This is a genomic window from Nocardia sp. 852002-51101_SCH5132738 (genome assembly GCF_001665695.1).
Taxonomy (GTDB): domain Bacteria; phylum Actinomycetota; class Actinomycetes; order Mycobacteriales; family Mycobacteriaceae; genus Nocardia; species Nocardia nova.
Window position 1 is genome coordinate 41,216 of the sequence record NZ_LZML01000183.1, and the last position, 20,020, is coordinate 61,235.

The 20,020-nt window shown below is 68.1% G+C and carries 19 protein-coding genes; 14 read left to right on the top strand and 5 right to left on the bottom strand.

The features are described 5' to 3' along the window. Positions 1–36: 36 nt before the first annotated feature. The 6 genes from A5789_RS27190 to A5789_RS27215 all read left to right on the top strand — a co-directional run bounded on the left by A5789_RS27190 (position 37) and on the right by A5789_RS27215 (position 5,527). Complete coding sequence (locus A5789_RS27190) at positions 37–846, top strand: FAD/NAD(P)-binding protein (RefSeq protein WP_064906893.1); 810 nt, start codon at positions 37–39, stop codon at positions 844–846. Then, complete coding sequence (locus tag A5789_RS27195; RefSeq protein WP_063017225.1) at positions 846–1,619, top strand: oxidoreductase; 774 nt, start codon at positions 846–848, stop codon at positions 1,617–1,619. Before A5789_RS27190 ends, A5789_RS27195 begins: the two co-directional genes overlap by 1 nt. Then, entirely contained in the window at positions 1,603–2,895 is a 1,293-nt protein-coding gene (locus A5789_RS27200) for a Ni/Fe hydrogenase subunit alpha (RefSeq protein ID WP_064906867.1), read from the top strand. Before A5789_RS27195 ends, A5789_RS27200 begins: the two co-directional genes overlap by 17 nt. Further along, positions 2,892–3,383 (top strand): hydrogenase maturation protease, encoded by a 492-nt coding sequence (locus A5789_RS27205; RefSeq protein WP_064906866.1) that lies wholly within the window; start codon positions 2,892–2,894, stop codon positions 3,381–3,383. Before A5789_RS27200 ends, A5789_RS27205 begins: the two co-directional genes overlap by 4 nt. A gap of 90 nt (positions 3,384–3,473) precedes the next feature. Continuing rightward, positions 3,474–4,286 carry an alpha/beta fold hydrolase gene (locus A5789_RS27210; protein ID WP_063014171.1) on the top strand — a complete coding sequence of 271 codons (813 nt, stop codon included), beginning with the start codon at positions 3,474–3,476 and terminating at the stop codon, positions 4,284–4,286. Positions 4,287–4,360: 74 nt separating this feature from the next. Next, positions 4,361–5,527 carry a PP2C family protein-serine/threonine phosphatase gene (locus A5789_RS27215; protein ID WP_064906892.1) on the top strand — a complete coding sequence of 389 codons (1,167 nt, stop codon included), beginning with the start codon at positions 4,361–4,363 and terminating at the stop codon, positions 5,525–5,527. Here the strand turns inward: A5789_RS27215 and A5789_RS27220 are convergent. After that, positions 5,514–6,371 (bottom strand): aldo/keto reductase, encoded by an 858-nt coding sequence (locus A5789_RS27220; RefSeq protein ID WP_064906865.1) that lies wholly within the window; start codon positions 6,369–6,371, stop codon positions 5,514–5,516. The genes A5789_RS27215 and A5789_RS27220 overlap by 14 nt on opposite strands. A gap of 262 nt (positions 6,372–6,633) precedes the next feature. On the opposite strand from A5789_RS27220, the gene A5789_RS27225 reads away from it, so the two are divergent. Continuing rightward, the gene (locus A5789_RS27225) at positions 6,634–7,143 is read left to right on the top strand and encodes a DUF2231 domain-containing protein (protein WP_063014167.1); all 510 of its coding nucleotides are present in this window, start codon (positions 6,634–6,636) and stop codon (positions 7,141–7,143) included. 87 nt (positions 7,144–7,230) lie between these two features. Next, positions 7,231–9,432, top strand: a complete 2,202-nt coding sequence (locus A5789_RS27230) for an acyl-CoA dehydrogenase (protein ID WP_063910768.1) — start codon at positions 7,231–7,233, stop codon at positions 9,430–9,432. Positions 9,433–9,441: 9 nt separating this feature from the next. Here A5789_RS27230 and A5789_RS27235 read toward each other — a convergent pair whose 3' ends face one another. Further along, positions 9,442–10,785 carry a cytochrome P450 gene (locus tag A5789_RS27235; protein WP_063014163.1) on the bottom strand — a complete coding sequence of 448 codons (1,344 nt, stop codon included), beginning with the start codon at positions 10,783–10,785 and terminating at the stop codon, positions 9,442–9,444. 99 nt (positions 10,786–10,884) lie between these two features. Here A5789_RS27235 and A5789_RS27240 point away from each other — a divergent pair, with 99 nt between their 5' ends. Next, entirely contained in the window at positions 10,885–11,496 is a 612-nt protein-coding gene (locus tag A5789_RS27240; protein WP_064906864.1) for a TetR/AcrR family transcriptional regulator, read from the top strand. On the opposite strand, the gene A5789_RS27245 is transcribed toward A5789_RS27240, so the two are convergent. Then, the gene (locus A5789_RS27245; RefSeq protein WP_064906863.1) at positions 11,487–12,071 is read right to left on the bottom strand and encodes a TetR/AcrR family transcriptional regulator; all 585 of its coding nucleotides are present in this window, start codon (positions 12,069–12,071) and stop codon (positions 11,487–11,489) included. The genes A5789_RS27240 and A5789_RS27245 overlap by 10 nt on opposite strands. 99 nt (positions 12,072–12,170) lie before the next feature. Here A5789_RS27245 and A5789_RS27250 point away from each other — a divergent pair, with 99 nt between their 5' ends. Continuing rightward, positions 12,171–13,310, top strand: coding sequence for an acyl-CoA dehydrogenase family protein (locus A5789_RS27250; protein WP_064906862.1), 1,140 nt, complete (start codon positions 12,171–12,173; stop codon positions 13,308–13,310). A gap of 23 nt (positions 13,311–13,333) precedes the next feature. Here A5789_RS27250 and A5789_RS27255 read toward each other — a convergent pair whose 3' ends face one another. Both A5789_RS27255 and A5789_RS27260 read right to left on the bottom strand, forming a co-directional pair. Next, the gene (locus A5789_RS27255) at positions 13,334–14,281 is read right to left on the bottom strand and encodes a PHB depolymerase family esterase (RefSeq protein WP_064906861.1); all 948 of its coding nucleotides are present in this window, start codon (positions 14,279–14,281) and stop codon (positions 13,334–13,336) included. A gap of 484 nt (positions 14,282–14,765) precedes the next feature. Then, a complete protein-coding gene (locus A5789_RS27260; protein WP_082940995.1) occupies positions 14,766–15,509 on the bottom strand; it encodes a patatin-like phospholipase family protein in 744 nt (247 codons plus the stop codon). A 284-nt stretch (positions 15,510–15,793) separates the two neighbouring features. On the opposite strand from A5789_RS27260, the gene A5789_RS27265 reads away from it, so the two are divergent. From A5789_RS27265 to A5789_RS27280, 4 genes are all read left to right on the top strand, one after another. Continuing rightward, a complete protein-coding gene (locus tag A5789_RS27265) occupies positions 15,794–16,171 on the top strand; it encodes a hydrogenase maturation nickel metallochaperone HypA (RefSeq protein WP_063014148.1) in 378 nt (125 codons plus the stop codon). Next, the gene (hypB, locus tag A5789_RS27270; RefSeq protein WP_064906860.1) at positions 16,126–17,064 is read left to right on the top strand and encodes a hydrogenase nickel incorporation protein HypB; all 939 of its coding nucleotides are present in this window, start codon (positions 16,126–16,128) and stop codon (positions 17,062–17,064) included. Before A5789_RS27265 ends, hypB begins: the two co-directional genes overlap by 46 nt. An 82-nt stretch (positions 17,065–17,146) precedes the next feature. Continuing rightward, positions 17,147–18,202: a hydrogenase expression protein HypE gene (locus A5789_RS27275; RefSeq protein WP_063014144.1), complete on the top strand. Its 1,056-nt coding sequence runs from the start codon at positions 17,147–17,149 to the stop codon at positions 18,200–18,202. Positions 18,203–18,214: 12 nt separating this feature from the next. Continuing rightward, positions 18,215–20,011: a nickel-dependent hydrogenase large subunit gene (locus tag A5789_RS27280; RefSeq protein WP_063014142.1), complete on the top strand. Its 1,797-nt coding sequence runs from the start codon at positions 18,215–18,217 to the stop codon at positions 20,009–20,011. Positions 20,012–20,020 lie beyond the last annotated feature (9 nt).

Sequence of the window (20,020 nt, forward strand, 5' to 3'; positions counted from 1 at the left end):
GCGCCGGCCGCCGCCGTGGTCGCCGACCCGGACACCATGCTCCGTTATCGGGTGGTCGAGCGCATCGCGCAGACCGCCGATACCGCGACCTTGGTCCTCGCCCCGATAGCTGATGCGGCACAACGGTTCCGGGCCGGCCAGTTCATGATGCTCTACCGATTCGGGGTGGGCGAGATCGCCATCTCGATCAGCGGAAATCCTTGTGCCGCCGATGATTTTCTCGAGCACACCATCCGCTCGGTCGGCCCGGTGAGCGCCGCGCTGTACGACTCACCGCCCGGTGCCGTGGTCGGGGTGCGCGGGCCGTTCGGCACCGGATGGGATCTCGATTCCGCCGTCGGCCGCGATCTGGTCGTCGTCGGCGGCGGAGTCGGAATGGCGCCGCTGCGTCCGATCGTGCTGGAGGCGCTGGCGCGGCGAGCCGAATACGGCCGGATCGTGCTGATCACCGGCGCGCGAACCCCCGGTGAGACCCTCTTCCGGGACGATCAGCGCGCATGGCAGGCCGACAGCCGGCTCGAGCTGTACCGGACCGTCGATCACCCGGCTCCCGGCTGGACCGGAAGGGTCGGCTTCGTCACCGAACCCCTCCGCGCGCTCGTCGTCGATCCCGCGCGCACCACCGCATTCCTGTGCGGGCCGGAACCGATGATGCGGTTCTGCGCGCAGACTCTGATTCGGCACGGCGTGGCCCGCGGCGACATCCGGCTGTCGATGGAGCGCAATATGCAGTGCGGCGTGGGCCGATGCGGCCACTGCCAGCTCGGGCCGCTACTGATCTGCCGGGACGGTCCCGTCGTCGACTACGCGGTGGCCGGACCGCTGATGACGGTACGGGAGTTGTGATGACCGTCCCGACACTCGCGGTATGGAAGTTCACATCCTGCGACGGCTGCCAGCTCACCCTGCTGGACTGCGAGGACGAGCTGCTGACGCTCGCGGGCCGGATCCGGATCGCGCATTTCACCGAGGCGTCCAGTGCGGTCGAACCCGGGCCCTACGACGTGTCGCTGGTCGAGGGATCGGTCTCCACGCCCGAAGAGGTCGATCGGATCGCCGAAATCCGTTCGCAGTCACGCATTCTCGTCACGATCGGCGCCTGCGCGAGCCACGGCGGCATCCAGGCACTGCGCAACTTCGCCGATATCGGCGACTTCACCTCGATCGTGTACGCGAGCCCGGAGTACATCTCGACGCTGGACACCGTGACCCCGATCGCCGCGCATGTGCGAGTGGACTACGAACTGCGCGGCTGCCCGATCGACCGCCGCCAGCTCCTCGACACCCTCTGCGCCCTGCTGGCCGGTCGCGCACCCGATCTGCCCGACACCAGTGTGTGCACCGAATGCAAGCGCCGCGGCAATACCTGCGTCATGGTCGCCGACGGCATACCGTGCCTGGGCCCGGTCACCCAGGCCGGCTGCGGCGCCCTGTGCCCGTCGTATCACCGCGGCTGTTTCGGATGCTTCGGGCCGATGGCCCGCCCCAATATCGGTGCGCTGCTTCCGATCCTGCGCGTCAACGGCATGTCCTACGACGATGTCGATCGGGTGTTCGCCACATTCGCCGCGGCCGCACCGCCGTTTGCGGAAAGGGGGCGAGATGAGCCACCGCAGTAGGCGATTGACGGTGAATTCGCTGGCTCGGGTGGAGGGCGAAGGAGCCCTGCGGGTCGTCGTCGAGGGCGACAAGGTCACCCGCGCGGAATTGAACATCTACGAGCCGCCACGGTTCTTCGAGGCGTTCCTGCGGGGCAGGGCCTACACCGAGCCGCCCGATCTCACCGCCCGCATCTGCGGAATCTGCCCGGTGGCCTATCAGACCAGCGCGTGTAACGCACTCGAACAACTCTGCGGTATCCGCCTCGACGCGCCGCTGGCGGCGTTGCGGCGGCTGTTGTACTGCGGTGAGTGGATCTCCAGCCACGCCCTGCACATCTACCTGCTGCACCTGCCCGATTTCCTCGGCTATCCCGATGCCGTCGCGCTGGCCGCCGACCACCGGGAACTGGTGGAACACGGTCTGGCGGTGAAGAAGGCGGGCAACAGCCTGCTCGAACTCGTCGGGGGTCGCTCGATCCATCCGATCAACGTCCGGATCGGCGGCTTCTACGCGGTACCGGATCGGGCCCGGTTCGATCCGATCGCCGAACAGCTGCGTCGCGCGCGGGACTACGCCGTCGAGACCGCCGCATTCGCCGCGGGATTCGACTTTCCCGACCTCGAACTCGACCACGACCTGCTCGTCCTCACCGCGCCGGACGGGTACGCCATCGAAGACGGCACCCTGCGCAGCGATACCGGAACCTCGTTCACCGCAGCCGATTTCGGTGCGCACGTCGTCGAAGGGCAGGTGCCGCATTCCACCGCGTTGCACGCCCGGTTGGACGGCCGGCGCTACCTCGCCGGGCCGCTCGCCCGCTACAGCCTCAACTCCGCGCAGCTGTCACCGCTGGCCCGCGAGGTCGCGGCGGCCGCGGGCCTGCGCGCGCGGTGCCGTAACCCCTTCCGCAGCATCCTCGTTCGCGCCGTCGAACTCGTCTACGCCCTCGACGAAGCGCTCCGGCTGATCGACGACTACGAGCGACCCGCGCGACCGGCGGTCCCGGCGCGGCCGCGTGCCGGTGTCGGCCACGGCGTCAGCGAAGCTCCCCGCGGAGTGCTCTACCACCGATACGAAACCGACGACGCGGGAGTCGTCGGCGCGGCCACCATCATTCCGCCCACCTCGCAGAATCAGGCCGCGATCGAGGACGACCTGCGCCGGGTGGTCCAGGCCAACCTCGGACTGGACGATGCGGCACTCACCCACCTGTGTGAACGCACGATCCGCAACTACGACCCGTGCATCTCCTGCTCGGCGCACTTTCTCGAGCTCGACCTGGTGCGCCGATGACCGGACCGCGGGCCGTGGTGATCGGCGTCGGGAACGACTACCGCCACGACGACGGCATCGGCCCCGCCGTGGCCCGTCGCCTCGAATCGCTGCGCATCCCCGCCGTCAGAGTGGCGCAGTGTGACGGCGAACCCACCGGCCTTCTCGACCTGTGGGCCGGTCTCGAGCTCGCGGTGGTCGTGGACGCGGTTCGCTGCGATCCCCCGGCTCCCGGGCGGGTGTGGCGCACCACGGTCGAGGACCTGCGCGGGTGCCCTCGCGCCGCCGGTTCGCACGCGCTCGGCGTTGCGGACGCGCTGCCGCTCGCGCGAGTCCTGGGCCGGGCCCCGGCCGAACTCGTCGTCGTCGCGGTCGAGGCACAGTGCCTCGATCCGGGTGTCGGCCTGTCCGGCCCGGTAGCGGCGGCCGTCCCGGACGCCGTCGCGGCCGTGCTGAGCGAACTCGCCCGCCTCGGGCTGCGCCCGGCCGGAGCAGGGCCGCCGGACTGAACGTGCACCGCGTCCGGTGCCGGTGAGGGCTTCGGCACGCGCGGCCCCGAGGAGAAGGTCGGCCCGGCGTCGGCGTGGTAAGCATGTCGGGTGGCAGTGCGTGACAGGAACAACGTGGTCGTCCTCGGCCCGGCGGAGGGGCCGACGCTGCTGCTGGCGCACGGATTCGGCTGTGATCAGAACATGTGGCGCCTGGTCACCCCGATCCTGGCGCGGCGTTTCCGGGTGGTGCTGTTCGATCATGTCGGTTCGGGCCGCTCGGATGTCCGGGCGTGGTCGGCCGACCGGTACGGCGACCTGCACGCCTATGCCGACGACATCATCGATATCTGTGCCGAGCTGGATCTGCGTGATGTGGTGCTGGTCGGCCATTCCGTGTCGGCGATGATCGCGGTGCTGGCGGCGAATCGGGCGCCGGAACGGTTCGCGAAGCTGGTGCTGGTGACGCCCTCCCCGCGGTATATCGACGACGGTGACTACCGCGGTGGATTCAGCCGCGCCGATATCGAGGAATTGCTCGACGCCCTCGAGGCCAACTATCTGGGCTGGTCGGCGTCCATGGCCCCGGTGATCATGGGCAATCCGGACCGGCCGGAACTGGGCGCCGAGTTGACGGAGAGTTTCTGCCGGATGGATCCGGCGATCGCGCGGGTTTTCGCGCGGGCCACCTTCCTGTCCGACAATCGTGCCGACCTGCGGCAGGTGAGCGTGCCGACGCTGATCCTGGAAACCGCGCAGGATCCGATCGCCCCGCGCGAGGTGGGCCGATTCGTTCACGACCGGATCCGGGGCAGCGAACTGGTCACCCTCGACGCCACCGGGCACTGCCCGCAACTGAGCGCCCCCGAACTCACCGCCGCCGCCATCGAAGCGTTCGCGAGCCGGACCGCGGCAAGCCGATGATGATGTGCGGGCAGGGCGAGTCCGGCCGTCGCGACAGCGAGCGGTCACCCGATGCCGACCCCGCCTTCTCGGCGATGCTGGAGGACAGCGCGGAGGACCTCTACGACAACGCGCCGTGCGGATACCTGTCCACCCTGATGGACGGCACGATCGCCAAGATCAACAGCACCCTGGTGGGCTGGCTGGGCTACGAGCGGTCCGAGCTGATCGGCCGCCGCGCATTCACCGATCTCCTCGCGGTGGGCGCGCGCATCTACTACGAGACCCATATGGCGCCGATGCTGGCCATGCACGGTCACGTCAACGGCCTGGCTCTCGACCTGCGCTGCGCCGACGGGACGAGGTTGCCGGTGCTCGTGACGTCGGTGGTGAAACGCGGCTCCGACGGCACCGCGCAACTGATCCGCACCACGGTCTTCGATGCCCGCGAGCGCCGCGCCTACGAGCAGGAGCTCCTGCGCGCTCGCCAGGCCGCCGAGCATGAACGAGAGCGGGCGTTCACCCTGGCCGCCACCCTGCAGCGCAGTCTGCTGCCGTCCGAACTGCCGGCGGTGCCGGGTATGCAGGTCGCCGCCTACTACCATCCCGCGTCCGCCGACGAGGTCGGCGGCGACTTCTACGACCTGTTCCCGCTGACCCCCGACACCTGGGGATTCTTCCTGGGCGACGTCTGCGGCAAAGGCGCCGACGCCGCGGTGGTGACGTCCTCGGCGCGATACACGATGCGCGCCGCGGCGGTCTACGACCCGGACCCCCTGGCCGTGCTGGCACACCTCAACACGGTGTTGTGCCGCGAATTCGACACCGGCACAACGGGTTTCTGCACCGTGGTCTACGGCTCCGTGCGCCCCACTCCCACCGGCGCGACGCTCACCCTGGCCGCCGGCGGGCATCCGCCACCGGTGCTGATCCGGGCCGAGGGCGCCACCGAATTGCTCGAGACTCCGGGCGGCATGCTGGTCGGCGCACTTCCGGATGCGGTATTCGCCGGGCGCGCAGTACATCTCGCACCCGGCGATACCCTGCTGCTCTACAGCGACGGCCTCACCGAGGCCCGCGTCCGCGGTCGCGAACGCCTCGGTGAGGAACGTCTTCGCGAATTCATCGATGCCCTCGGCCCGGTCTCGGCGCCCGCGCTGATCGCCGCGTTGACCGAGCTGCTCGCGGGATTCGACGGCGTCGACGACGACACCGCCCTGCTCGCACTCGGCATCCCGCCCACCGCGGCTACCGACCGCTGAAAACCGGGAACCTGCCGGACTCGCCGTAATCCTGGAACTGCTCCATGTTCCGCAGCGCGCGCATGTCGTCGTCGGCGATCACGAAATCGACCTGGGCGTTGCTTCGCATGTGATCCGGGTTCGCCGTTTTCGGCAGCGGGAGCGTGCCGAGTTGCAGGGTGTAGCGGATGCACAGCTGCGGCACGGTCCCTCCGTAGCGGTCCGCCATCGCGGCGAGGTCCTGATTCTCGAGTATTTCCCCGTGCGCGATGGGGGAGTAGGCCTCCACGAGGATGTTCTCGTCCTCGCAGTAGGCGATGAGGTCGGCCGGAGTGTTTCCGACGTGCACGAGCAATTGATTCACCTGTGGCGCGACGGTGCAGGCCGAGAGGATGTTGTCGAGGTCGTGCTGTTCGAAGTTGGACACGCCGATGGACCGCAGCTTGCCCGCTCGATACGCGTCCTCGAGGGCGCGCCAGGCCGCCCGATTGCCCTCCGCGTAGTCCCCGCCCCGGAAATCGGCCCAGGGCTGCGGACTGTGGATCAGCATGAGGTCGATGTGGTCGAGTCCCATCGTTTCGAGCGAACGATCGATGGCGGCGGCCGCGTCGGGGTAGTTCTTGATTTCCGCCGCCAGTTTGCTGGAGACGAACAGATCCTCACGCGCGACGCCGCTGGTACGGATCCCTTCCCCGACGCCGCGTTCGTTTCCGTACGCCTGCGCGGTGTCGATATTGCGGTATCCGATGTCGACGGCGTCGGCCACCGCCCGGGCCGCTTCGTGGTCGTCGATGAACCAGGTGCCCAACCCCAGCTTGGGCACCCGCACACCGTTGGACAGCGTGTACGTCTCGTTCAGAACCATCGATTTCCACTCCTTCGGTCGTCGAATAGATTGCGGGAGAGAGTTTTTCGATCGGTCGCGGGCAGATCCGGCCCGGCAGCAGGACAGCAAACATTTGCCTACGGCCGTCGACTACCCACTGCGGCCCGGCTGTACCGCCGCCGACATCGGCGGGGGCCGACGGCAGTGTCACCTTCATCACGACGGCATCGCGGCTCAGCGATTTCACAGCAGGGTCGTGGAACGCTGGCGCGCGTTCGTCCGTCCGAAAGAAAGACCTTCGATGTCGACTCTCAATGGGCTGCCCGCTCATATCCTTCTGGTCCATTTCGTGGTGGTGCTGGTGCCGCTGACCGCCGTGCTCACCATCGCGTGTGCGCTGTGGCCGGCGGCGCGCCGGCGGTTCGTGTGGCTGAACCTGGCGCTGGCGGTGGTGGTCCTCGTCCTGACTCCGATCACCACCGAGGCCGGTGAATGGCTCGAGCGCCGGGTCGGCGCCAATCCCGATCTGAGCACCCACACCCATCTCGGCGACACCTTCCTCTACTTCGCCGTCGCGTTGCTCGTCGCGGCGGGCCTGATCGTGGTGGTTCATATGCGTGCGACCCGTGAGCGCGGGCTCTCCCGGCTGGTGGTGGGCGCGGTGGCTGTCGTCGCGATCGCCGCGAGCGTGGCCGCGACCGTGCAGATCTACCGCATCGGCGAATCCGGGGCGGGGTCGGCCTGGCACGGGGTGGCGACCCGGCCCGCGCACGCGCGCGCCGCGACGCAGGGCGTCACGTCCTCGCGGTGAACCGCCCCGCACATCGCTGCGAACCTGTTCTAATCGGGGTGCGCGGCCGGGAGCCCGGACCGTATCGACGCCGAGCGGAGTGAGATCGTGCCCCTAGCCCTGACCGCGGATCAGGCGGCGCTGGCGCAGGCCGTCAGCGGATTCGCCGACCGCCACCACACCCGTGAATACACCCGCAAGCACACCGATCGCCTCGCCGCCGGCGAACGGCCCACCTTCTGGGCCGACCTGGTCGCACTGGGTCTGCCCGGTGTGCATCTGCCGGACGAGGTGGGCGGACAGGGCGGAACTCCGGACGAGATCGCGGTGGTGCTCGCCGAAGCCGGGCGGGCGCTGCTGCCCGGCCCGCTCCTGCCCTCGGTGATCACCAGCGCCATCGTCGCCTCGGCGGAATCCGTTGCGGCGGTGAGCGATACGTTGCGACGTTTCGCCGAGGGCGGGACCGGTGCGACCGTGGATGCCGGACACGGGGTGCGGTTCGCCGACGGCGGGGCGAGCGGTACCACCGCCCCGGTCCTGGGCGCCGCCGCGGCCGACGTACTCCTGGTGGCCGCGGCCGACGGCGACCGGACCCGCTGGTTGCTGGTGGAACGTGGCGCCGCGGGCGTGCGGATCGAGGCGTGTGCCGGATCGGACCTCGGCCGCGACCTCGCCGTCGTCCGCCTGCACGATGTCGCCGGAATCGAGCTCACCGGCATCGACTCGGGCTACGCCGAGGCGGTCGCCACCGCCTTCATGGCCGCCGAAGCGGCTGGGGTGATCCGCTGGTGTTCGGACACGGCCATCGAATATGTCAAGGCCCGCAAGCAATTCGGCCGCCCCATCGGTTCCTTCCAGGCCGTGCAGCACCGTGCCGCGCAACTGCTGATCACCAGTGAACTGGCCACCTCGGCGGCCTGGGACGCGGTGCGCGGCCTCGCCGACGAACCGGCTCAGCGCACGCACGCCGCGGCCGGCGCCGCGCTCACCACCCTCGGCAACGCCGTGCACGCGGCCGTGGAATGTCTGTGCTTGCACGGCGCGATCGGGTTCACCTGGGAGCACGATCTGCACCTGTACTGGCGGCGGGCGATGTCGCTGGCCGGGCTCGGCGGGTGCGCGGAGAGCTGGGAACGCCGCCTCGGTGAGGTCGCGCTCGGCGGCCCGCGCACATTCGCGGTGCCGCTGCCGGAAACCGATTCCTCGTTCCGCGAATGGGTTTCGGAGATTCTGGACCGGGCCGCCGCCCTGGACAATCCGAATCCGGGCAAGATCGGTGACCACGACGCCACCAATACCGGCCCCCGGCGGACCTTGCTCGCCGACTCCGGGCTGGTCTCGCCGCCGATGCCGAAACCGTGGGGGATCGAGGCCGGTCCGCTGGAACAGTTGATCCTGCAGGACGAATACGACAAGCACGGAATCGCCCAGCCCTCCATGGGAATCGGCCAGTGGGTGGTGCCGATCGTGCTGCAGCGCGGCACCCCCGAACAGCTCGCCCGGCTGGCCGCGCCCGCCCTGCGCGGCGAGGAGATCTGGTGCCAGCTGATGAGCGAACCAGAGGCGGGTTCGGATGTGGCGTCGCTGAGCCTGCGCGCCACCGAGGACGGCGACGGCTGGCGGCTGAACGGGCAGAAGATCTGGACCACACTGGCGCATCGCTGCGACTGGGGACTGCTGCTGGCCCGCACCGATCCCGAGGCCGAACGCCACCGGGGCCTGACCATGTTCCTGGTCGATATGCACGGTGCGGGGGTGACGGTCCGGCCGATCACCCAGTCCAGCGGTAACGCCGAATTCAACGAGGTGTTCTTCGACGACGCCTTCGTACCCGGCGACATGGTCCTCGGCGAGGTCGGACAGGGCTGGGCGCTGACACTGGAAACCCTTGCCCAGGAACGGCTTTTCATCGGTGGCGTCCGCGACCCCGGGCACAACTCCCGCATCGTCGGCATCATCGAGCGCGGGGAGTACGCGGGCAGTCGCGACAACGCCCTGCGTGTGCTGGGACGGATCAGTGCCCGCGGAGCCGCCATCTCGGCGATGAACCTGCGCGAGACCATTCGCCGCCTCGACGGTCACGCAATCGGCCCAGCCACCAGTATTTCCAAGGCCGCGGCCTCCATGCTGCACACCGACGCCGCGGCCGCCGCGCTCGAACTCGTCGGGCCGGCCGCGGCGCTGAACGAGAAGGACTGCGAAGTCGTCCTCCACGAACTCGACATCCCCAGCTGGGTGATCGGCGGCGGGACCCTGGAGATCCAGCTCAACACCATCGCCACCCTGGTGATGGGCTTGCCGCGGAAATAGCGGGCGTGCTCAGTTGCGGACGAAGGTGATGGGCAGGCCGTCCTTGGGGTAGGGCAGGGAGTGGTAATCCAGGGGCGCGACGTAGGCGGGATCCACCCGCCAGTGGTAGTCGCGCAGCAGGCGATGCATGATCGACTTCACTTCCAGCCCACCGAAATGCATGCCGATGCATTTGTGCGCGCCGCCGCCGAAGGGCTCCCACGCGAAGCGATGGGATTTGTCCTCGCGGCGTTCGGGGCCGAAGCGGTCGGGATCGAAGGTGTGCGGGTCGGTCCAGTACTGCGGCATCAGATGGGTGAACTGGATTCCGACGACCACATCGGTGTCGGCCGGGATTCGAACCCCTTGGATCACCGTGTCTTTCACCGCGTAGCGGACCAGCACCGGAACCGGGGCGCGCAGTCGCAGCGCCTCGCGCATCACCAGATCGATGGACTCCAGGCGCTCGAGTTCGGCCATCGACGGCGCGGGGCCCAGCGCCGATGCCTCACTGCGGCAACGCTGCTGCCATTCCGGGTGTTGTCCGAGGTACTGCAGGATCGTCGAGGTGGTGATGGTGGAGGTGTCGTGGGCGGCCATCATCAAGAAGATCATGTGGTTGACCACGTCGTCGTCGCTGAACCGGGCACCGTTCTCGTCTTCGATATGGCACAGCACCGAGAAGATGTCGTCGGTCTGCTCGGCGCGTTTCGCGGGCAGATAGTGCCGTAGAAAGTCTTCGAGCACTCGCCGGCCGCGATAGGCCCTGCCCCAGCGGGTGAACGGCACGTTGCCGCGCACGATTCCGGCCGCGGCCTGCACGCACGCGATGAACGCCTTGTTGATCCGCTCCATCTGGGCCGGTGAGGTGTCCGCGGCGCCACCCATGAACAGATCGGCGGCGATATCGAGGGTGAGTTGCTTGAGTTTCCAGTAGGCGGGGAAGGATTCGCTCTCACCCCACTGCGCGACACCCTGTTCGATCGCCGGATGCAGGCGCTCGGTATAGGCCTGCAGGCGGGGGCGGGTGAACGCCTGCTGCATGATTCGCCGATGCCGCTTGTGCTCGTCGAAATCGATGAGCATGAGCCCGCCGTGGAAGAACGGGCCGACCAGCCGCGACCACGCCGGACCGTTGGCCAGCGCCCCGTCCTTGTTCAGCAGTGCCTCGCCGCACGCGTCGGGGCCGAGCAGCAGGGCCGCGGTCCGGCCGAGTGAGTACATCGGGGCGACCGGCCCGTAGTGATCCCATTCGCGCTGGAACAGAGCCAGCGGGTCCTGGGCGAATTGCAGAACTTGCCCGAGTACGGGGTAGCCGCGGTCCTCCCGCCGCTGCGTCGGGATGGGCCTGGTCTGCAGTGCGTCGGCCGTCATCGCACACCTCGTCTCTGTGATGTCGCTCACGTCACAGCCTGATTCAGGAAGGACATCCTGTCAATCTTCGTGTGGAACTCGCTGTGGCATGCTGGGGCCATGGCCGTGCAATCAGGGGTCTATCGCGGAGCGACCGCCGCCGAACGGGCCACCGAACGCCGGTCGCGGCTGCTGGCCGCGGGGCTCACGGTGTGGGCCGAGGCGGGGACACGGACGACGATGACCGCGGTGTGTGCGGTGGCCGGACTCAGCGAGCGCTACTTCTACGAGAGTTTCACCGGACTCGACGCCCTGCTCGAAGCCGTGCTCGACGGGATCGCCGTCGACATCGAGAACACCAGCCGCAGCGCCGCCGACGCGGCGGGAAATGATCCGGAAGCCCGCATGCGGGCATCGATCGGCGCGTTCGTGCGGCTGCTGGTCGAGGATCCGCGCAAGGGTCGCGTCGCGATCGTCGAGTCGGTGGCGTTTCCGCACTTGCGAAGGCGGCGAACGGAATTGCTGCGGCACCTGGCGCACGAGTCGGCCCTCGAAGTGCGAACGTGGCTCGGCGATGCCGGCCGCAGCCGGGCCGCCGACGAAACCTCCGGTCTGCTGTTCATCGGCGGTATGGCCGAACTGGTCACCGCCTGGCTCGACGGTGCGATCGAGGTGACCGCCGACGAGATCGTCGAAGCCGCGTGCCGGGCGCTGCGCGGTCTCTACCGCTGAATGCCGGTGGTGAGGATGGCCGCGAGTTCGCGGTAGGCGTCGGCGTCGTCGAGGCCGGTTTCGGTGCGGACACCGCCCTGCTGAATGCGGACCATCATGGTCGCGGCGAGGTCGGCGGCGAAAGCGGCGTGTACTTCCCGGAATTCGCCGGCCGCGACTCCGTCGTCGACCAATTCGCGGACTCTTCTCGCCGCGAGGCGGGTGTTCTGTTCGTAGACCTCCCGGGCGGGTGCGAAGGCGTCCAGGTCGGTCATGAACTGCTGCGATGCGGCGCCGAGGACGGCTCCGACGGCGGACAGATAGGCGATGATGCGTTCGCGGGCACCGGTGGTGGTCGCGATGCGTTGCTCGACATCGTCGGTGGCGCGCCGGAAGAAGTGCACGGTGGCGGCGCGGACCAGCTGTTCCTTGCTGCCGGCGAGGGTGTAGAGCGTGCTCTTGGAACAGCGCAGCCGCGCGGCGATCTCGTCGAGGGTGAGATGGGCGAAGCCCTCGGTCAGGAAGAGGTCGACGAGTGCGTCGAACAGTTCGGTCCGCCGCCGGGTGCCGAAACCGCTGCGAGTCGTCTGCGTCATGCCTGAATAGTACTCAAGTGAGTGTTGCAGTACTGTTCGCCGAACAGTACTGTGGCCGATAACAGAGTACTGCCAGGCGTAGCCGAGAGGGAGGATGTCGTGGCTGTCGATCGATTGCTGCCCACCGACGAGGCGCACGAGCTGATCCAGCTCACCCGTGACATCGCGGACAAGGCGCTCGCGCCGATCGTCGACGAGCACGAGCGGTCGGAGTCGTATCCGAGCGGTGTCTTCGCCACGCTCGGCGAGGCGGGGTTGCTGAGTCTGCCGTATCCGCAGGAGTGGGGCGGGGGCGGCCAGCCCTACGAGGTGTATTTGCAGGTGCTCGAGGAGATCGCGGCGCGATGGGCGGCCGTCGCGGTGGCGGTGAGCGTGCACAGCCTCGCCTGCCATCCGCTGATGGCGTTCGGGACCGAGGAACAGCAGCGCCGCTGGCTACCGGAAATGCTCGGCGGCACCACGATCGGCGCCTACAGCCTGTCCGAACCGCAAGCGGGATCGGATGCCGCGGCGGTGGCGTGCAAGGCCGTGCCGGTGGACGGTGGTTATCGGCTCAACGGCACCAAGGCGTGGATCACCCACGGGGGGATCGCCGACTTCTACAACGTGTTCGCCCGGACCGGTGAAGGCTCGCGCGGGATCTCGTGCTTCCTGGTGCCGAAGGACCTTGAGGGTCTGAGTTTCGGCAAGCCCGAAGAAAAGATGGGCCTGCACGCGGTGCCGACCACGACCGCGCATTACGACGACGCATACCTGACCGCGGAGCGGCGGATCGGCGCCGAGGGGCAAGGTCTGCAAATCGCTTTGAGCGCCTTGGACTCCGGGCGTCTCGGGATCGCCGCGGTGGCGACGGGGTTGGCGCAGGCGGCGCTCGACGAGGCCGTCGGCTATGCGAAGGAGCGCAGCACCTTCGGCCGCAAGATCATCGATCATCAGGGCCTGGGGTTCCTGCTCGCCGATATGGCCGCCGCCGTCGACTCGGCCCGGGCCACCTACCTCGACGCCGCGCGCCGTCGCGATGCCGGACTGCCCTACTCGCGGCAGGCCTCGGTCGCCAAGCTCGTAGCCACCGACGCCGCGATGAAGGTGACCACCGACGCGGTGCAGGTCTTCGGAGGCTACGGCTACACCCGCGACTTCCGTGTCGAGCGGTATATGCGGGAAGCCAAGATCACGCAGATCTTCGAGGGCACCAACCAGATTCAGCGTCTGGTCATCAGCCGCTCACTCGCGAAGTAGCCGCCTGCCACGGACTCGGGGCGTTATCGGCCGCTGAAGAACTGCCAGATGACGGTGGCGGCGTCGAATTGCCGGCTGACCTTGCCGACGAGGGCGGCGGGCAGATATTGCGGGCCGCCGGGCCAGGTGTGGCCGCCGTTGTCGATCGAATACGCCGCTACCCGAGTGTTGTCGGCACACGCGGCGGTCGCGGTGTGGACGGTGGTTCCGTCGTCGACGACAGTCGGCAGTTCGGCGGTCGTGACGGGGCCGCACCGGTTTTTCGAGCGCCACAGTTGCTGGGTGGCGTCGACGGACAGGACAGGGCTGGTGCCAGGGCCGAGGCGGCCGGAGGTCATCCGCACGACTCCGCCGTCGTAGGGGACGACCGGGTCCGCGGTGCCGTGGATTTCGAGCACCGGCAGCGGATGCGTGGGCGCGCAGTCGGCGGCATCGGCGGCGGGAAGCGGTCCGGCGACCGGCGCGATCGCGGCGATCTCGGCCGAGAGCCGGCAGCCGAGGTACTCGGTGAACATCGCGCCGTTGGACAGGCCGGTGGCATAGACGCGGGTCGGATCGACGTCGTTGTCGGCGACGAGGCGGTCGATGATCGCGGAGACGAAGGCGATATCGTCGATCCGCTTCGCGCCCGCGGTGGTGTCCGCGCCCCGGCCGTCGTTCCAGCTCTTGTCGGAGCCGACGGGGTAGACGGCGACGAAACCCTCGGTGTCGGCCAGGGCATCGAAACCGGTTGTGGCGGCCATGTTTTCGGCTGTTCCGCCGCCGCCGTGGAAGATGAGGACGGCCGGTCGTCTCCCCGGCCCGGGTGATGACGGTTCGTGGATCAGGTACTGCCGTGGCAGACCGCTCGACTCCACCGTGACCGCCCGGTCCCCGGTCGGGGCGGCGTGCAGGGGAGCACATCCGCCCACTGCGGCGAGCAGACCGGCTGCCGCGACGACGGCCGGAATCGGTGCGAACGGCTTACCCATCGCACCACCGTAAACCGGATCCGTCGCTGCGTCGGCCGCGTGAAGCTGAGGATCTTCTGAAAGCCGCAGGGGCGGCAGGACGTAACGCGACGCGGTGCCCGACGGTACGTCCGACAATCGGGCGCCGACTGCGACGATGATCGGTTCATGATCAGGCCGAGAGTGATCGTCAGCCGGGTGATGGAGGCAGGGCTCGTGGTCGTGGGGCTGGCCGTGTTGTGGTCGGCGCTCCGAACGCCTGGCTCCTGATCTGGGACGTGCTGACAGCCGTCTACGTCGGGATCTGGGCGGTGCGGCTGTGGCGGCACCGGCGCGAGGAGGACCCCGAGGAATGGCTCGTCGAAGTGCAGGGCACATCGCGACATCCGCGCACAGGTGCTGGTGCATTCGGTGCTCGGATTCTTCTACAACGCCGCGGTCATCGGTGTCGCGGTCGGCGTGGTGACCGGCGGGCGGTGACCAGCCCGACCGCACATGCGTCGGGCTATGGCGCGGGCCAGATCTCACGTAGGCGTGCGGTGGCGACCGCGCTCTGGCGCAGGCCCGCCTCGTAGGCGGGCCGGAGTGCGGCCGGATCGAAGACGTCCGCCCCGGTGGCGGCTATGGCTTGGGCGTCGGGGGACAGGGAAACCGTTGTGGCCGAGGCGAGTTCGTGGTCGGTCTCGGCTCGGCGGTAGAGGTGGGCGCCCGGTTCGAGGATCACGATCGTCTCGGCGCCGGCCGCGAGGTCGGCGTTGATCGGGGAGCGCACGCCGCCGTCGGCGTAGCGGCCGCCGTCGATCGGGATCGGCGGGAACACTCCCGGCACCGCCGTGCTCGCCGCGACCGCCTCCGCCACGGACGCCGCATCGGTTCGGGCCCACGCCCGCAGCTCTCCGGACTCGGCATCGACCGAGGTGATGATCAGATCGCGGTTCGGCCAGTGCGGCATCGCCAGCAGGGCGTCCATTCGCGCCACGTGTTCGGCGGCGTCGGCAGGGACGGCCGGGGCGGGTTCCTGCCCCGGCCCGGGCGGGGTGAGCAAGCGGGCGACGTCGCCGCCCTCGGCGAGTACCGCGGCGACGACCGCGCCGGCCGAGGTGCCGACGATGCGGTCCGCTCGCGCGAGGTCGATCCCGGCTTCCCGCAGGCCGACCAGCAGCCCGACCGTCCACACGGTGCCGACCGATCCACCTCCGCCCAGCACGAGCGCGGACCGAAAACCGTTGGGCTGCAGAGCGGAAGTCACGCGTCGAGCCTACCGGCGACCCGCGGGGTGGTGCTCCCACAGCCGGGGCCCGGTGTCGGCACACGGGCCACGGTGTGACGTCCGCAGCAGGTGAGCGCGGAAGGGCCGGACCGCAGCGGGTAGACGTATCCCTGGGACCGCCGAAGGGGGCGGCGCCGAGTGATCGCCGGGGGCAGCCGGGACGAGCGGATCTCCTGGTAAGCGGGTTGTGCGGGAAAGTTGCCGGAGTACGCTGAGTGGGTCGGCCTGCGATGAATCGGCGCATCGATGAATCGAGAGAACTCATGCACGAGCTGGCAATCGCGCAGGGGATCGTGAGCGGCGCGTGTGAACACGCTGCCGGGCGGCGGGTGCACCGCGTGACCGTCGCGATCGGGATGCTCTGCGCGGTGGTTCCGGATTCCCTGCACTTCTGTTTCGGCCTCGCGGCCGAAGGGACCCTCGCCGAGGGCGCCGAACTCGTGATCGAGGAAGTTCCGGGCCGGGCGCGCTGCCGCACCTGCGGCGCCGAATTCGCTCTGCCCGATTTGATCCCGCTGTGCGCGTGCGGCAGCGCCGACGTCGACATCCGCGCCGGGCGGGAGCTGCGAATCCGCTCCATGGAGGTGAGTGACACATGTGCGCAACCTGCGGATGCGGCGGCGACGACACCCAGGCGGTGATCACCGGCCCGCACGAGCACGAACATCCGCACGACGGCGATCACGGACACGACCACTCCCACGATGCCGGTCACGGCCACGACCACTCGCACGACGGCGGTCACGGCCACGATCACCCGCACGACGGCAGCCACCCGCACGAGCACGGTCCCCGCCGAGGCGACGGGCACGATCGCGATTCCCGGCACGAGGAGGGCGGTCCGCCGACCGCGACGGTGACTCTGGAACAGAAGGTGCTGGCCAAGAACGACCAACTGGCACAAGAGAATCGGCGCTGGCTGGCCGAGCGGGACATCCTCGCGCTGAACCTCACCAGCTCACCGGGCGCGGGCAAGACGACGCTGCTCGAACGCACCATTCGGGAATGCCCGGGCATGCCGATCGCCGTCGTCGAGGGCGATCAGGAGACGCTGCTGGACGCGCGTCGGATCGAGTCCACCGGCTGCCCCGTGGTGCAGATCAACACCGGCGCCGGCTGTCATCTCGACGCGCAGATGACCCGCGGCGCGCTCGACTCGCTGGCCCCGGCGCGCGGCAGCGTGGTCTTGATCGAGAACGTCGGCAATCTGGTGTGCCCGGCGCTGTTCGACCTCGGCGAGCGCGCGAAGGTCGTGATCGTCTCGGTGACCGAGGGGACCGACAAGCCGCTGAAATATCCGCATATGTTCGCCGCGGCTGGGATCGTGCTGATCAACAAGATCGACCTGCTGCCCTATGTCGACTTCGATCTCGCCGCCTGTACGCGCTACATCCACACGATCAACTCCGGGGTGCCGGTCCTCGCGATATCGGCGACCAGCGGAGAGGGCCTCGACGACTGGTACGGCTGGCTGGCCGGGCAACGCCCGTCCGCGGTCGGCGCACCCATTGAGGTTCATATGTCACGCGACTAACATCTGTGTGGTCTGTATCACAGATTGAGACGGCTTCGAGCCGGATCGGCCAGCCCCCGCCCGGCTCGGGAAGGCGGCATTCATGCCAACCCAGGAAGCAGTTCGGGCCGAAGAGACGCTGATACACGTCCTGTGGATCAACGCGGGCCTCAGTTGTGACGGTGATTCGGTGGCGTTGACTGCCGCCACCCAGCCCAGTGTCGAGGAAATCGCTCTCGGAGCGCTTCCCGGCCTGCCCAAGATCGCCGTACATTGGCCGCTGATCGATTTCGAATGCGGTCCGAACGGGGGAGCCGACGACTTCCTCGAATGGTTCTTCAAGGCCGACCGCGGCGAACTCGAACCCTTCGTTCTGGTGGTCGAAGGCTCGATACCGAACGAACAATTGCACGGCGACGGCTATTGGTGCGGTTTCGGCAACAACCCGGAGACCAACCAGCCGATGACAACCAGTGAATGGCTCGACCGGCTGGCGCCCAAGGCCACCGCGGTGGTGGCGGTCGGCACCTGCGCCACCTACGGCGGCATTCACGCGATGGCCGGTAATCCCACCGGAGCGATGGGAGTTCCGGACTATCTCGGCTGGCAATGGAAGTCCAAAGCCGATATCCCGATCGTCTGCGTGCCGGGTTGCCCGATCCAGCCGGACAACCTGTCCGAAACACTGACCTATCTGCTGTACATGGCCACCGGCCAGGCGCCGATGATTCCGCTCGACGAGGCGCTGCGCCCGAAGTGGTTGTTCGGGGCGACCGTGCACGAGGGCTGCGATCGCGCGGGATATTACGAGCAGGGTGATTTCGCCGAGGAGTACGGCTCGCCGAAGTGCATCGTGAAATTGGGGTGCTGGGGCCCGGTCGTGAAATGCAATGTGCCCAAACGCGGCTGGCTCAACGGCGTCGGCGGATGCCCGAACGTCGGCGGCATCTGCATCGGCTGCACCATGCCGGGATTCCCGGACAAATTCATGCCGTTCATGGACGAACCACCCGGCGGGAAACTCTCGTCCTCCGCATCGGGGCTGTACGGATCGGTGATCCGCAGTCTGCGTCACATCACCGGCCGCACGGTCGACAAGGAGCCGCACTGGCGGCACAAGGGGGAGAAACTCGATACGGGCGCGACTCGCACCTGGTAGGAGGATCTCGCGATGACACAGATCATCCCGGAGGCGTCGCACAAGAAGATCGAGCCGGAGTCGCTCGTCGAAATGGCGTGGGACCCGATCACCCGTATCGTCGGCAGCCTCGGTATCTACACGAAGATCGATTTCGAGAATCGCGAAGTGGTCGAATGTCACAGCACGTCGTCCATCTTCCGCGGCTATTCGATATTCATGCGCGGCAAGGATCCGCGCGATGCGCACTTCATCACCAGTCGCATCTGCGGAATCTGCGGTGACAATCACGCCACCTGTTCGTGCTATTGCCAGAACATGGCCTACGGCGTGAAGCCGCCGCATCTGGGCGAGTGGATCGTCAATCTCGGCGAGGCCGCGGAATACATGTTCGACCACAACATCTTCCAGGAGAATCTGGTCGGGGTGGACTTCTGCGAAAAGATGGTGGCCGAAACCAATCCCAGCGTTCTCGACGCCGCTCGAAAGGCCGAGGCGCCGCACGCCGCGATGCACGGCTATCGCACCATCGGCGACATCATGGAAGCGCTCAATCCCTTCACCGGTGAGTTCTACCGCGAGGCGCTGCAGGTGAGCCGGTATACGCGAGAGATGTTCTGCCTCATGGAAGGCCGGCACGTGCATCCCTCGACGCTGTATCCCGGCGGCGTCGGCACGGTCGCGACCGTCCAGTTGATGACCGACTACATGTCGCGGCTGATGCGCTACGTCGAATTCATGAAGAAGGTCGTGCCGATGCACGACGACCTGTTCGACTTCTTCTACACGGCGGTGCCCGGATACGAGCGGGTCGGGCTGCGGCGCACCCTGCTGGGATGCTGGGGCTCGTTCCAGGATCCGGAGGTCTGCAACTTCGAGTACAAGGATATGGAGGACTGGGGCCGGCGGATGTTCGTGACGCCGGGGGTGGTGGTGGACGGCAAACTCGTCACCACCTCGCTGGTCGACATCAACCTCGGACTCCGAATCCTTTTGGGCAGTTCGTATTACGACGACTGGACCGATCAGGATATGTTCGTGAAGACCGATCCGCTGGGCAATCCGGTGGACCGGCGCCATCCGTGGAATCAGCACACCAACCCGAAGCCGCAGAAACGCGACCTCGAGGACAAGTACAGCTGGGTGATGTCACCGCGCTGGTTCGACGGCAAGGACCATCTGGCCCTCGACACCGGCGGCGGCCCGCTGGCCCGATTGTGGTCGACGGCGCTGGCCGGGCTGGTCGACATCGGCTACGTGCGCTCGACCGGGCACAGCGTGCAGATCAACCTGCCCAAGACCGCCTTGAAGGGGCCGGTGGAACTCGAATGGAAGATTCCGGAGTACGGGAGCAACACCATCGAGCGCGATCGCGCCCGCACCTACTTCCAGGCCTACGCGGCGGCATGCGCACTGCATTTCGCCGAGCAGGCGCTCGCGGAGATCCGGGCCGGGCGGACCAAGACGTGGGAGCACTTCGACGTGCCCGCCGAGGGGATCGGCTGCGGTTTCACCGAGGCCGTGCGCGGGGTGCTGTCGCATCACATGGTGATCCGCGACGGCAAGATCGCGAACTACCACCCCTATCCGCCGACGCCGTGGAATGCCAGCCCGCGCGACAGCTTCGGCACGCCAGGCCCCTACGAGGACGCGGTGCAGGGACAGCCGATCTTCGAGGAGAACGACCGCGAGCACTTCAAGGGCATCGACATCATGCGCACCGTGCGCAGCTTCGATCCCTGCCTGCCCTGCGGCGTGCACATGTATCTCGGGAAGGGCACGACCCTGGACCTGGTGCATTCACCGGCACAGATATCGACCGTCGGATAGCGGGAGATC

What these genes read in the sequence shown, in the direction of transcription:
- A5789_RS27245 (WP_064906863.1), bottom strand. Translation starts at nt 12,071, where the DNA reads ATGACGCAGACGACTCGCAGCGGTTTCGGCACCCGGCGGCGGACCGAA.
- A5789_RS27205 (WP_064906866.1), top strand. Translation starts at nt 2,892, where the DNA reads ATGACCGGACCGCGGGCCGTGGTGATCGGCGTCGGGAACGACTACCGC.
- A5789_RS27280 (WP_063014142.1), top strand. Translation starts at nt 18,215, where the DNA reads ATGACACAGATCATCCCGGAGGCGTCGCACAAGAAGATCGAGCCGGAG.
- A5789_RS27255 (WP_064906861.1), bottom strand. Translation starts at nt 14,281, where the DNA reads ATGGGTAAGCCGTTCGCACCGATTCCGGCCGTCGTCGCGGCAGCCGGT.
- A5789_RS27265 (WP_063014148.1), top strand. Translation starts at nt 15,794, where the DNA reads ATGCACGAGCTGGCAATCGCGCAGGGGATCGTGAGCGGCGCGTGTGAA.
- A5789_RS27220 (WP_064906865.1), bottom strand. Translation starts at nt 6,371, where the DNA reads ATGGTTCTGAACGAGACGTACACGCTGTCCAACGGTGTGCGGGTGCCC.
- A5789_RS27200 (WP_064906867.1), top strand. Translation starts at nt 1,603, where the DNA reads ATGAGCCACCGCAGTAGGCGATTGACGGTGAATTCGCTGGCTCGGGTG.
- A5789_RS27240 (WP_064906864.1), top strand. Translation starts at nt 10,885, where the DNA reads ATGGCCGTGCAATCAGGGGTCTATCGCGGAGCGACCGCCGCCGAACGG.
- A5789_RS27275 (WP_063014144.1), top strand. Translation starts at nt 17,147, where the DNA reads ATGCCAACCCAGGAAGCAGTTCGGGCCGAAGAGACGCTGATACACGTC.
- A5789_RS27215 (WP_064906892.1), top strand. Translation starts at nt 4,361, where the DNA reads ATGCTGGAGGACAGCGCGGAGGACCTCTACGACAACGCGCCGTGCGGA.
- A5789_RS27190 (WP_064906893.1), top strand. Translation starts at nt 37, where the DNA reads ATGCTCCGTTATCGGGTGGTCGAGCGCATCGCGCAGACCGCCGATACC.
- A5789_RS27195 (WP_063017225.1), top strand. Translation starts at nt 846, where the DNA reads ATGACCGTCCCGACACTCGCGGTATGGAAGTTCACATCCTGCGACGGC.
- A5789_RS27235 (WP_063014163.1), bottom strand. Translation starts at nt 10,785, where the DNA reads ATGACGGCCGACGCACTGCAGACCAGGCCCATCCCGACGCAGCGGCGG.
- A5789_RS27225 (WP_063014167.1), top strand. Translation starts at nt 6,634, where the DNA reads ATGTCGACTCTCAATGGGCTGCCCGCTCATATCCTTCTGGTCCATTTC.
- hypB (WP_064906860.1), top strand. Translation starts at nt 16,126, where the DNA reads ATGTGCGCAACCTGCGGATGCGGCGGCGACGACACCCAGGCGGTGATC.